This window comes from Pirellulaceae bacterium (genome assembly GCA_029243025.1).
In the GTDB taxonomy this organism is placed as follows: domain Bacteria; phylum Planctomycetota; class Planctomycetia; order Pirellulales; family Pirellulaceae.
The window spans coordinates 367,540-380,089 of record JAQWSU010000045.1 but is presented as its reverse complement, the minus strand read 5'-3'; the positions used below and the strand labels follow the sequence as shown (position 1 = coordinate 380,089).

Here is a 12,550-nt window from a genome sequence, read left to right as displayed (position 1 = left end):
CCGACTATTCAACGTTTTGAATCATCTCCCGAAGACGTTCGATGCTTGTTTTAATCTCCACGACATGTCGGGCGATCGTGGCATCGTTGGCTTTGGAGCCAATCGTATTCGTTTCTCGGAACATTTCTTGAATCACAAAATCTAGTTTGCGACCGGAAGATTCGCTGTCTGTCATGATCTTGTCGAACTGTTGCAGATGACTTTCCAGCCGGACCGTTTCCTCTGAAATGTCGACGCGGTCGGAAAATACTCCCACCTCGCGCACTACGTCGGCAGGCTCAGCCTGAACGTTATGATCTTCTAATAATCCGCTGATTCGCTCCGTCAATCGGGCCTGATAAGCCTTTACGACTTCGGGAGCTCGGGCTCGAATGCTCTTTAATTCGTTGCCGACGATGCGGCAGTTTTCACGTAAATCCTGTTCCATCGCATGGCCTTCCTCCCCCCGCATCTGATTAAGCTGTTTCATGGCCTGTGAAATAGCCTGCGCGATGGTCGACCAGAGCTCGTCGAGATTCTCGGAAGACTCTCGTTTTTCCTGGATCACTCCCGGCAAGAGAACAAGCCGTTCAAGTTGCAAGTCCAAAGGGAGTTCTAACTCACCCGCGATGTGGTTTAGCTGCTCATGGTAAGACACCAGTACCGCCCGATTGATTTCGTAGTCATCGGCTTTTGCTGCCAGATCGATCTGCAACGACAATTGAATCGTTCCACGGCGAATCTCACTTCGGATCAAGGAGTCAATCCGAGGTTCAAGACCTGCGTATCCATCGGGGAGTCGGCAAGAAAGCTTGAGATGGCGACTATTGACAGAACGAAGCTCGGCTCGAATTCGCAAGCCATCGACTTCAAGCTGAGACTCGCCAAACCCAGTCATACTTAACAACACGTCGAAAATCCTCTGCAGTGTCTGGCAAGTCGGCAAGCCATGGGAAATCTAGTTGGATTCGGCCGGCGGAGTCGGAGTCGTCGCCTTGGAATCAGCGGGTGCGGCCGAATCAGCGGGCGCGGTGGAATCAGCGGGTGGCGTGTTGCTGCCCGACCTGCCGTCATCGATAGGTTTCGATCGATCGGGTGCACTTTGTTGGGTTGGCATTGTCCCGTCGTCAAAGGCTCCAGCATCTTTGGATCCAAGGAACTTGATGGAGGCGATGCAAAGCACAATCCAGAAAATTGAAGCTCCGATCGTCACTTTGGTAAACATATCGCCAGCTTTGGTGCCGAAGGCACTTTGCCCGCCCATGCCGCCAAAGGCACCAGCCAAGCCGCCACCCCGACCACGTTGCACCAATACAAGCAGGATCAGAAAGATGGCCGTGAGGGTTAGCAGGATGCCAAATGCGTATTGCAAAAAACTTGCGAAGACCATGGTCTCAAGCATCGATCAAACTCCCTTACGTTAAATCGTATCTGGTACGTGATTGCTCACGCGGTTTGTGTTTGTTGTGATGCGCCAACGATTGCCAAGAAGCTGTCGGCCTTGAGTGAGGCGCCACCGACTAACGCACCATCAATGTTGGGTTGTCCCATTAATTCTCCGGCGTTGTCAGGTTTGACGCTTCCGCCGTATTGAATTCGCACAGCGTCAGCAATTGCGGCATCAAATTGTTCGGTAAGAATTCGACGAATGTCGGCGTGAACTTCTTCTGCCTGTTCAGGCGTTGCGACTTTGCCTGTCCCGATCGCCCAAACAGGTTCGTAGGCAATGACGCACTTCTTCATTTGCTCGGAACGGATACCTGCGAACGAACCATCGAATTGTTCTTTGATCACATTCAGGGTTTGATTTGCCTCTCGTTGCTCGAGAAGTTCACCAACACAGACGATTGGAATCAAACCAGAGGCGAGTGCTGCTGTCAGTTTTTCATTGACCTCTGCGTTTGATTCACCCAGGATGTTTCGTCGTTCGCTATGTCCGAGGATGACGTACTTGCAGCCGACGTCGAGAATCATGTCGGTGCTAATCTCGCCCGTGTAGGCCCCCGAGGCTTCGTGGTAGACGTCTTGAGCTCCCAGCTCAATTTTTGAGCCATTGATGACTTGGCCAACGGCGTCTAAATAAACGCTCGGCGGACAGACGGCGACGTCGATGTCGGCTGAACATTCCGACGCCAAGGCCTTCGCCAAGTCGATGGAGCTCTGACGCGTCATGTTCATCTTCCAATTGCCAGCGACAAAGGGGCGTCTCACGTTGGGCTCCATTCAATCAGGTTTGATTTGCCACGAGGTCAGGAAGCCCCAGGACAAGGGGCTCAAAGCAATCCCGGAGTGTAGCAGACAAAGGGGGGATGCGTCGAGGGAGACTGATACTTCGAGCTGCAGACAGATGAATCGATTGATGTCCGCTCTTTTTGCCAGGGTTGGGGGGGGGTGTGTTGGTTTGTAACATGTTGTCTTACATTGGTTTACCGGTTTCTTGCTCGCCCAGATTGCCTTTGCCGTGTCGTTTCGTTGAGAGCAGCAGATGGGGTGAAAATGACCAACGCCGGAAGATTCGCAACGGCCTCACTCTACAACGACCTCCGACGACTCGTCATCCTTTTTAGAGCCAGCCTCAATGGCGATCCTGTGAGTGAGATCGACGAGTCGGAAAAAGCCGAGTGCCGTTTGTCATCCGAGTTCAAGCTCCGATGGGTTTGTGAGCGGATTGGAACGGGCTTGGGCGGTTGTATCGATTCTTCATTCCAATGACTCGTCTGTTATGCAGATTTCACCAGCTGTAGCGGGATAAGAGGCCGCTTTCTTCGTGTGATCCAAAAACTCCGTCTGCCCGGCATAATCGATATTTTTGCTCCAAGTCAATTTGCCGTTATAGGCAGTCCTTGCATTTACGGAAAACACGAAGTATGCGTTGACTGGTTAAGTCTTGCGTGACAGGTAAGCCGATACGAACGCAAGACCTGAGTAATGTAACTCAGCTGATCGCCATGTGTTTAACGCGTGTTGCCGCCGATCTTCATCGCGGGACCCGAGCCACGGCGAAGCAGATAGTCGCTAGGTGTGTTTTCGTACTTGGGAATGACAAAAGGAGCCCTCCCATGAAATTTAGTCATGTTGCTCCGGCCGTTATGGCGATCGCCCTGTTGATTATCAGCAGTAGCAGCGTCGAGGCTGGACTTTTCTCGCGTTTAGGATGTGGTTGTGAACCGGCTTGCGGTTGTGAAGCATCTTGTGAGCCCGCCTGTGGTTGTGAAGCATCTTGCGAGCCCGCTTGTGGCTGTGAGCCTTCCTGCGGATGTGACAGTGGATGTGGTCGCAATCGTTGCGGTGGTGGTTTGCTTTCGCATTTGCTCAACAAGGCACGACGTCACACGTCATGCTGCGAACCTGCCTGCGGTTGTGAGCCTGCTTGCGGTTGCGAAACGTCCTGCGAGCCCGCTTGTGGTTGCGAAGCATCGTGCGAGCCCGCTTGTGGTTGTGAGCCTTCCTGCGGATGTGACAGCGGATGTGGTCACAAACGTTGCGGTGGTGGTTTGCTTTCGCACTTGCTCAACAAGGTGCGACGCCACTCGTCGTGCTGCGAACCTGCATGCGGATGTGAGCCCGCTTGCGGTTGCGAGCCGTCCTGCGGTTGCAACTAAAACGACGAATGGACGCGCAGTGACGCGTCCTGATGCGTTTAATGAAGCAAAAACCCTTGGCATCATCTGCCAAGGGTTTTTTTTGTGTCAACTTGCTGCTTGACTCGGCCTTCTCTTTTCTGTCAAGCTCCGATCGGTGGGGTTTGTCCACGAGAACGGGGAGGTCGAAATGGCACGTGTCGTTCAGCGGCGATTTGTCACCTGGTCAACCATCTTCATGTCAGGCGTGATTTTACTTACGCTGATCGTTACCGCTGGTCGTTGCCAAGCAGAGGATCCAAGCGTTACCGAACGGGTTGACGTGGCTTCTGGGGGAGCGGGGGGCGCTGCCCAGGCAGACTTCGATACCTTGATCGAATTGATCCAGGCAACCATTGCGCCGACGACTTGGGCTGACGTCGGTGGGGAAGGATCTCTACAGGGATTTCCAGGAGGCGTATTCGTTGACACTTCAGGTGTCATGCACAGACTCGAGGAGCGGGTTGCGAACGATCTATCGCCTGTCTGGAAGTCGGCAAATGCGATTGCCGAACGAGTTAAATTTCGACAAGAGATTGGTCGTTCTAGCCACCTACGAAAAGTTTCTTTGAATCGTTTGGAACGGCAACTGGCGTTACGCGTTGCCGAGGGTTTGCCTGCGACGCCGGAAATGCGTTTTCTTGCCGGGCTGAATCGGGTTGATTACCTGGTGATTGATCAAAATAACTCGGATGTGATTATTGCCGGTCCTGCTGGACCTTGGTTTATCAACGGCGAGGGGAGAGTGGTTGATCAGCTCACACTTCGTCCTGTGTTGCGACTCGACGACCTGGTCGTTTTGTTTCGAAACGCTTTTTTGAGCGATGGCTTATTTGTTTGCTCAATCACACCCACTCAAGACCGATTGCTGAAAACTCAAAACTTTTTGGCCCGGTCAAGTCAACAACCTCTCAAGCCGGGCCAGCGCAAGCAATGGTTAATCGGATTACGAGACGCATTGGGACACCAGCAAATCGAAATCAATGGGATTTCTTCAGACACACGAGTTGCGAGGGTGCTGATCGAAGCTGACTACCACATGAAACGAATTGGAATTGGTTTGGAGCCCGGTTCCCCCGAGGTGGTCAGCTATCTGGATCGGATTGAAGTGGCTCCAGGCGAGGCACCGCCTGACTTGGACGTTCTGCGTTGGTGGTTCGCCTTGCGAGAGAGGCTGGCCGTTTGGAATGATGACAAGACGGGGGTCCGTTTCGCACCTCAGGTGGTCCGAGTTTTGAGTGAGAATGAATTGTTGTCGCGCCAAGGTCTGCGGGTTCATACGGGGCAGTCTGAGCGATTGAATCGTGAATTCGCCCAGAGCTTTACGGATCATTTTGCCGAGCTTGCGAAGCTCTATCCTGTCTACGCGGAATTGGACAATCTATTCCGCTTGGCGATTGTCGCTGCCGTACTTAAGCACGAGGATATTCCGTCGCGAGTCAACTGGCCGATGCGATTCTGGTTGACAGAAGAAAAATATCGCGTCCCGCATGGTCGCGCACCGCGCGAAGTCCTGTCGGTTGTCAACCATCGTGTGATCAATCGCAAGTATGTGATCGCAGCGGTCAGTGGTGGAGTAAGCTTTCGACCTGCTGACTTGTATGCACGGGGTTTTAAGTCGGGAGGCATTCGCATCCGTAAGATGTCTCAGCCTCGCAATGATTCGAAAAAAAAACACGCGTCTTGGTGGTGGGACTAAGAGTTGTCGTTTGCTGCGGACGGCGGAGTTAGTTTTCCAACTGGCTCCACGCTGTGTCATCCATGCCGAACTCACTGATGTCGACCACGCCGCTTTGTTTTCCCGCGCAGATGATCAAAGCTCCTATCTCTGGATGGGACTCACAGTACTGACGGATTTCGTCAACTCCCATTACGTAGAAAGCAGTTGACAATGCGTCTGCGATGGCAGCACGTGGGGCGACAACAGTCGTCGACAAGACACCTTCGGCAGGTTGCCCCGAGCGGGGATCGATAATGTGGCCGTACTTGCGTCCTTGATGATAGAAATGCTGTGTTCCGGTTCCCGACGTGCCGAGCGATTTGTCACGCAGGCGAATTTCGGCGATGCGACGCTCGGGTCGTAAAGGGTGGCGGATCCCTACTGTCCAGCCACTTCCTGCCGAACCCGCACGGTCGCCGGAAGCCAGAATGCTGCTGTTGCCTCCATGAATCATGAAATCTTCCACGGCTCGTTCACGCAAGAGAGATTGACATTGGTCTAACGCGAAGCCCTTTCCGATTCCACCGAGGTTGATTTCGACGCCGGCCCGGCGAAATGCCACTGTGAAGTCATCGCTCAATTTCAAGTAGTCGCTCCCGACAGATGCGCGGGCGGTTTCGAGAGCATCCGATGTGGGTAGTTTTCCTTCACGACGATAAAACCCCCAGACTTTGATTAGCGGGCCGGAAGTAATGTCAAAGGCGCCCTTGGTCTCTTTGTGGAGCTGAATCGCACTTTTCAGAAGCTGGTAAAGCCGTCGATCGACGGAAACTGGTCGAGTCGCGGCCACCAGATTGAGCCGACTGACTTCACTTCGATGTCGATAAACGCTCAACTGATCTTCGATCTCTTCAATCAAATCCAATGCTTCGATCGCATATTCGGTGGCGGCTTCATGCTCCCCGGCGTTCAAGTAGACGTCAAATTCACACGCCATCGCTCGGCGACCGATTTGGACGAGATAGGTGCGCCCTTCTAACGAATCGCTCCCAGCGGGTGTTGGAAGCTTCTGCTGGACGGATTGTCCGAGGTTGCCAATGGCATCAACGGCTGATTGTCCAGTGAGAAACTGCCGCCTCGTGGAATGATCCGGTTTTCGATTCATTGAATTCGATCGTGTGATGATACTGGAGGCTCTTACGATTAACGCAATTATAGCCGAGAAAAGCGCAAACTTGACTATACTGGTCTTAGACGCTCCTTTGATATTCGCCAAGTCGATTTTGAGGCTTCCCATGAAACAGTCGTTTGTTGCCAGCATTGCGATTGGGCTTGGCATGTTTGTCAGTTTTGCGCTGTTGTGGGGGCAAACTCAAAAACCGCAGGAGCCTCGCGCTCGATATCCCCGTTTTGAACAGGGTGCCGCTGGTATTTTCTTCGACGACGCTTTTGCGGAAGGTTTGCTCGGTTCACGCCCCCGCCGGTCGACACGAGCTGGGGCAACCGACGGCCAGACCGTCAAGTCTCCGACAGGGGAAGCAAACCAAGTGGCCGGCTCGTTCGCATGGAGTGCCATCGTTTCTCCGTCAACCATCGAGGATGAAGTGAAAGCGATCAAGCTTCGCCTAGATCAATCACTCACCTCAGCAGGTCATTTTAAGGGGCTAGGCTACCGACAAGCGCGAATCGATTTGACTGCCGCCGCCATGTTGTTTGCCATCGTCGACCAGTACGATGGGGAAGTGCGTTGGAAGAAGTCGGCTCGCATTGCTCGAGATCGAATGGCTCATACCGCCAAGAATGCAAAAATCGGCACAACTGGGGTATATCGGGAAACAAAACAGCGTCAAATCGATTTTCAAGATTTGGTGGGTGGATCGACTCTCGCCGCTGACACCGATGCCACTGACACCGATGCCGGTTGGTCTGCAATTTGCGAGCGTGCACCGCTGATGATGCGGATTAAGCAGTCTCAACAAGACCGTTTGGCGTCGTGGCTTGCCTCGGAACAGGAATTCAAAAAAGAGCGTGAGCGCATCGTTCGTGAGGGACAGCTCATGGCTAGTATGGCTGAAGTGCTGACACGAGAAGGAATGGTCGATGCGGATGACGATGACTACGTTGCTTATTGTCGCCAACTGAAAGATGCGGCGTTAGAGATCGTCGATGCGGTGAAACGAGAGGACTATGGCGGGGCGCGTGAATCGGCGGGAAAGATGCAAAAAAGTTGCAGCGATTGCCATGAGTTATACCGAGCGTGATTGCTGATTATCGAGCAGTCGTCTGACCCGCCAGCATCAGGAGGTGTGGCTGCTAGTTTTGGCGGCGGTAACCTTGGTCCCGTTGCTTGCTGCCGGCGGCTTGCGAGTGATTTGTTCGAGTGTGATTAGCTCGGCAAGTCCTGCTTCGGCGAATTCGCGTCCGGACACATATCGCCCTGGGTTAATCCAGTCATCCAGCAGTTTAGAGTCGACTTCCAGTAGGTCCGACAAAAGACGGTCCATGTCGCCTTCTAACGAGCCGAAGTGTCGAGCCCACTCTGCCGCTTCTTGCAAACCCACGTGTTCTTCGCTCTGCCACTTCATCGGGTGGAATAGGAGCACGCTGAACGGAGTCACGATCCGACGCTCGCAAGCTGCAAAGGGCCACAAGGTCGCCGATGAGCATTCGCCCGTTACAATGCCCGTCGCTCGAATGCCACGGAGGCGAATCAAGGTGGTGAGGGCGATTGCGCAGTACGGGCTGCCACCTGGGGAATCGATGAAAAGCGTGCATTCTCCGTTGGGAGGTACAGCCAGCAAACGATCGGTCAGCTCGCCTTCATTATCCGTCAAATCGCCAACCAACGCGATTTCGATGGGGCCTTCGTACTCATCGTTGTGGCGATGTTCAATCCGGTCCATTTCAGAATTTCCTGGGTCTTATCTAATTTCTGGGGTGTTGTTCGACAGATCTTGCTCAGAGGGTTCGCTGCCGCAAGCAAGCCACCCTTAAAAATGTCTTGGATCTAAGCGATGGGCAAGTGAAATTAGCAATGGAATCGGGCTCGAATCGAAATTACCGGTTGATCCAAAGCGAGAGAGCCGATAGCTGCGTATCCTCAGGCCAAATCAGGGCATGTGGACATTGTTTGGTCGGTAAATTGAGCAGGAACGTCTTAATTAGCAGCCGCTATTTCAGTCGGTTTGCGGGGAGGAAACAGGTCGCGAATGTGCAGACTAACTACCTCTACCCATAGTAGACTCCTATAATATAAGTTAATTTGAATAAAAGTGTTACCCCTTTTTTGCCTTCCCGTCGGTGCACGCTCGAGGATGCGTTCACCCCGAATCAGCGATTGGACAGAGAACCAAAGATGGGTATTCGCTTTCGGTGTCCGAGTGGCCACAGACTGAACGTCAAAGAATTCTTGGCCGGAAAACGTGGGATCTGTCCCAAATGCGGGGCGAAATTCCAGATTCCCGCAGAATCTGATTCAGATCTGGTCAAAAATGTCCAATCAGACGAAGAGGTGTCCGTCGATCCAGGGGTGGCGCTTGGGAAAGAGCAGATCAAGGCGGCCACGGAGCGACATCCGCCCACACAATCCAAATCGGGTGATGCTGCTCTTCCAGGCGTATCTGCAGCCAAAATCGCGGGCAATGCGAATCAACCTGCCGTTAACCCCGTGGGGCGTGACCCCGTTGATGATGTGGGTTTTGGAGCCGAACTTCGGCAAAAAGCAGACCCCTCTGGTCTAGATTTGCGAATTCGTGCGGAGCCCCACGGCAGGGAAGTTGCCAAGATACCGGAGGCCGTTGGAACGCCTCAGGTTATGACTGAAGGAGCAGAGTTGGACCGTTCGACACCGGCAGCGACGGTAGATCCGATCAGCGAGGCGCCGCATGCGGTTTGGTACGTTCGACCACCGTCAGGTGGTCAGTTCGGTCCGGCTTCTGGCGATATCATGCGGAGCTGGATTGCCGAAGGACGAGTCACGATTGATTCGCTCGTTTGGCGAGAAGGATGGCCGGAGTGGCAGTCAGCAGGCAGTACTTTTTCCGGCTTGTTAACCCCGGGGAGTCACGCCGCCTTGGCGGAGGTTCCTCGAATCGTGACTCAGCCGAGCGTGGTTGCGTCTACGGAGATTCATCGGAAACGTAAATCGACCAAAATGACGTTACCGCTGGTGGGATCATTGATTGTGGCTTGCGTGATCCTGTTTGCCGCTCTCATTTACGTCGTACAAGTTATGAATTAGTCACCGATTGAAAGGAAGGTTACGATGCGTGCTGCTGTAATGACGGGACTGTTGCTGGGTGGTTGGGTGTTCCATGGTTTGGCGAGTGGGTTGACAGCTGCGGAGAGTAAACCGGTACAGGGAGCCAACGGTGCCGTATCGCTGCAGGTACCCGGCCAGTGGGATAGCAAGCAGCCTTCCGTGCGGATTATTGAGCACGAGTACAGTGCACCGGCGAAAGCGGGAGACTCGATTGCCGGTCGTTTGACGATGATGGCGGCGGGTGGGTCGGTAAAGGATAATCTTGCTCGATGGGTTGGCCAGTTTGACGCAGCGGGTGTGAAGAAGGTAGTCAAGGACAGTCAGGTTAACGGAATGAAGGTCCATCAGATCGATCTTCGGGGTACCTATAATGACCGTCGAGGTCCGTTTGCGCCAGCCACAAAACGAGCCGATTACCGCATGCTTGGTGCGATCGTTGAGATGAAATCGGGGGGGCTCTATTTCCTCAAGTTTTATGGCCCAGCCGCGACCATTTCGGCAAATGAAAAAGCATTCCAGCAGATGATCAACAGCATCAAATCAAACTAGCTGGCAGTTCTGATCCTTTCGGTGGTCAAGTCGAAGAGTGGGCTATACTAGATGGTTGTCCGGAGAAGAGTCGAGGGCGGCGTCGCATTGTGATGCTCGATCCGTTCGCACTGATAAATCGCTCTAAGGTTTCTTTCCCGTGTGTCCTGCGTCCGATCAAACGGGGGCACAATTCTGGTATAGGGTCGGATGAATATTCAAAATTTTTTGGACCACTACGGCATTGGTCGCAATCCGTTTGCAGAAGAGGACGCGCAGTCCGATCCGGTCTTCAAGGATTTCTGCATCAACAACACCTACCATCCCTCCTGGGATAAGATTTACGGTGACCCAGCCGAACCGTCCACATCCGTTGTTTTCGGCGAAAAGGGCGCCGGTAAAACGGCCATGCGGCTGCAAATCGTTCGGCACTTAGATGAGTTTAATCGGACGCATCCCAGCCAACGATTGCTCACGATTCAATACGATGATTTCAATCCGTTCATTGATCATTTCGTCAATCGATTACCGCATCGGCGGAGACGAATCGATCGCGCCCTCGCTTCGTGGCGGTTGTGGGATCATATGGATGCGATTCTGAGTCTTGGGGTCACCGACCTCGTAAACCGGGTCCTCAAGAAGCATCACCCAGATGGTCCGATTAAAGATCTGTCAAAACTTGATCGACATCAGCGGCGTGATTTGTTGCTGTTGGCGGCCTGCTACGACCAGTCGATAGATGAGCCGTTTGTAAGTCGTTGGAATCGACTGCGCCGCAAACTTCATTTCTGGACGCTCAAAGCTCGCATGCCAGTTATTCTGGGGATGGGGGTCTCGGTCGTTACGCTAATTACCGCACTTGCCCTGTTTCTGAACGCCAATGGAAATCCCCAGGTGCAGGAAGTCTGGGAAAAAACACCCACCTGGGTCTACTTCCTGGTGCTCCTAATCGGTTGGTCACCATGGATCTGGAAGTTTTTCAGTCGACTGTTAACCGCGATGGGGATTAATCGTGGTTTGCGTGTCATTTCGCGTTCGACCAACGCGCTCCGCAAAGTTTTAATGCAATTCACGGTGGGGGAAATCGCCGGACAACCGCTACCGAATCATGAACGGTCCGATGATCGTTACGAATTGATCAGCAAGCTCCAATCGGTCCTCGAGGCGCTTGATTTCGGCGGTATTTTGGTTTTAGTCGACCGAGTCGATGAGCCCCATGCGATTAATGGTTCGGCTGACTTGATGAAAGCACTGATTTGGCCAATGTTGGACAACAAGTTTCTCAAGCATCCAGGAATTGGCGTGAAAATGATGCTGCCAGCCGAGTTGAAATACTTCATCGAACGCGAGGGGCGGGAGTTCGTACAGCGGGCGCGTCTCGATAAGCAAAATATGGTGCCATCTCTCGCTTGGACCGGGGAAGCGCTCTTTGATGTTGCCAATGCTCGGCTCAGGGCTTGTGCAGCAGACGGAAAGAAACCAGTTATCTCTGATTTGTTCGATGATTCGATCACCCACGCACGCCTACTCGATGGCTTCCGATCGTTGCGCGTACCACGACATCTGCATAAATTCCTCTATCGATTGCTCGTGGCTCACTGCAACGCTTACACGGATGACGATCCGCATTGGAAAATTCCCAAAGATCGCTTCGAATCAGAACTTGCTCTCTATGAGCGAGAAATGGCCGATTTTTAGCTGCTGGCACGGTAACCGATTTTACGGATGAATCCGTCTTGACGTTCCGGGGGGTTCTTGGCACACTTCGCCCCAACTCGGCTTGATGAGAGCGTTTCTTCGAGCAGGAGCTTATCGCGAGACATTGGATTCGGGAAATGGAGGCCCGACTATGCTGTTGCCCCCAACAAGTAAAACTGTTTTGTTTGCCGCCTGTGCGGTGCTTCTCGCCAATTTTGGTTGCAAACCGGCCGATTCGGGAGACGGCAATGCGACGACGGCCCAAGCGCCCGCTTCTCAAGGTGAGTCGACAGTCACGACTTCGACGAATCTTCCCGCGGCGCCCGATTTGGCTGTATCGAGCTTCCTTGATGCGTTGAAAAGTGGTGATGAGGCGCTCGCCACATCAATGCTGACCAAGGTTGCACAGGCTGAAATGCAACGTACTCAGGCTGCGATTAAGCCTCCCGGAAGCCCAACTGCAAAATTCAATGTCGACGAGGTCGAGTATTTTGGTAAACAGCAGAGTGGAGCTCACGTCCTCTGTACTTGGACAGACAAGGACGAGAGTGGACAAGAACAGACCTATGAGATTGTTTGGATTTTGCGGAAGGAAGATTCGGGTTGGGCGATTGCTGGGATGGCCACGCGGGTCTTCGAAGATCAAGATCCCTTGATTCTCAACTTTGAGGATCCCTTAGATGCACAGCAAAAGCGGAATGCGGTCGATGCTGAGATTGCGAGGCGAAACGAGCCGAGTCAAATCCGACAAGCGCAACGCCCAGGTCTACAACGCTAGGCATGAATATGGCTTAGCCTATCATC

12 protein-coding genes are annotated in these 12,550 nt (G+C 53.1%); 7 read left to right on the top strand and 5 right to left on the bottom strand.

Annotated elements, in window-relative coordinates:
- Window positions 1-4: 4 nt before the first annotated feature.
- Genes P8N76_20395 through tpiA form a run of 3 tightly spaced genes read right to left on the bottom strand, consistent with a single transcriptional unit; the run spans window position 5 to window position 2,202 of the window.
- Window positions 5-889: a YicC family protein gene (locus P8N76_20395; GenBank protein MDG2384044.1), complete on the bottom strand. Its 885-nt coding sequence runs from the start codon at window positions 887-889 to the stop codon at window positions 5-7.
- A 48-nt stretch (window positions 890-937) separates the two neighbouring features.
- A complete protein-coding gene (gene secG, locus P8N76_20390; protein MDG2384043.1) occupies window positions 938-1,381 on the bottom strand; it encodes a preprotein translocase subunit SecG in 444 nt (147 codons plus the stop codon).
- Between the two features lie 44 nt (window positions 1,382-1,425).
- Entirely contained in the window at window positions 1,426-2,202 is a 777-nt protein-coding gene (tpiA, locus tag P8N76_20385; GenBank protein ID MDG2384042.1) for a triose-phosphate isomerase, read from the bottom strand.
- 939 nt (window positions 2,203-3,141) lie between these two features.
- On the opposite strand from tpiA, the gene P8N76_20380 reads away from it, so the two are divergent.
- Together P8N76_20380 and P8N76_20375 are read left to right on the top strand one after the other, a co-directional pair.
- On the top strand, window positions 3,142-3,684 hold the full coding sequence (locus tag P8N76_20380; GenBank protein ID MDG2384041.1) for a hypothetical protein: 543 nt from the start codon (window positions 3,142-3,144) through the stop codon (window positions 3,682-3,684).
- 66 nt (window positions 3,685-3,750) lie between these two features.
- Window positions 3,751-5,298, top strand: coding sequence for a DUF1598 domain-containing protein (locus tag P8N76_20375; protein MDG2384040.1), 1,548 nt, complete (start codon window positions 3,751-3,753; stop codon window positions 5,296-5,298).
- Window positions 5,299-5,326: 28 nt separating this feature from the next.
- On the opposite strand, the gene P8N76_20370 is transcribed toward P8N76_20375, so the two are convergent.
- Window positions 5,327-6,424, bottom strand: a complete 1,098-nt coding sequence (locus P8N76_20370; protein ID MDG2384039.1) for an FAD:protein FMN transferase — start codon at window positions 6,422-6,424, stop codon at window positions 5,327-5,329.
- A gap of 130 nt (window positions 6,425-6,554) precedes the next feature.
- Between P8N76_20370 and P8N76_20365 the strand changes: the two genes are divergently transcribed.
- Window positions 6,555-7,520 (top strand): hypothetical protein, encoded by a 966-nt coding sequence (locus P8N76_20365; protein MDG2384038.1) that lies wholly within the window; start codon window positions 6,555-6,557, stop codon window positions 7,518-7,520.
- Window positions 7,521-7,556: 36 nt separating this feature from the next.
- Here P8N76_20365 and P8N76_20360 read toward each other — a convergent pair whose 3' ends face one another.
- Window positions 7,557-8,162, bottom strand: coding sequence for a hypothetical protein (locus P8N76_20360; protein ID MDG2384037.1), 606 nt, complete (start codon window positions 8,160-8,162; stop codon window positions 7,557-7,559).
- Between the two features lie 452 nt (window positions 8,163-8,614).
- Between P8N76_20360 and P8N76_20355 the strand changes: the two genes are divergently transcribed.
- The 4 genes from P8N76_20355 to P8N76_20340 all read left to right on the top strand — a co-directional run bounded on the left by P8N76_20355 (window position 8,615) and on the right by P8N76_20340 (window position 12,524).
- Window positions 8,615-9,499 (top strand): DUF4339 domain-containing protein, encoded by an 885-nt coding sequence (locus tag P8N76_20355; GenBank protein ID MDG2384036.1) that lies wholly within the window; start codon window positions 8,615-8,617, stop codon window positions 9,497-9,499.
- Between the two features lie 24 nt (window positions 9,500-9,523).
- Window positions 9,524-10,069, top strand: a complete 546-nt coding sequence (locus P8N76_20350) for a hypothetical protein (protein MDG2384035.1) — start codon at window positions 9,524-9,526, stop codon at window positions 10,067-10,069.
- Between the two features lie 189 nt (window positions 10,070-10,258).
- On the top strand, window positions 10,259-11,746 hold the full coding sequence (locus P8N76_20345; protein MDG2384034.1) for a hypothetical protein: 1,488 nt from the start codon (window positions 10,259-10,261) through the stop codon (window positions 11,744-11,746).
- A gap of 151 nt (window positions 11,747-11,897) precedes the next feature.
- On the top strand, window positions 11,898-12,524 hold the full coding sequence (locus P8N76_20340; GenBank protein ID MDG2384033.1) for a hypothetical protein: 627 nt from the start codon (window positions 11,898-11,900) through the stop codon (window positions 12,522-12,524).
- The last annotated feature ends 26 nt before the right edge of the window (window positions 12,525-12,550 follow it).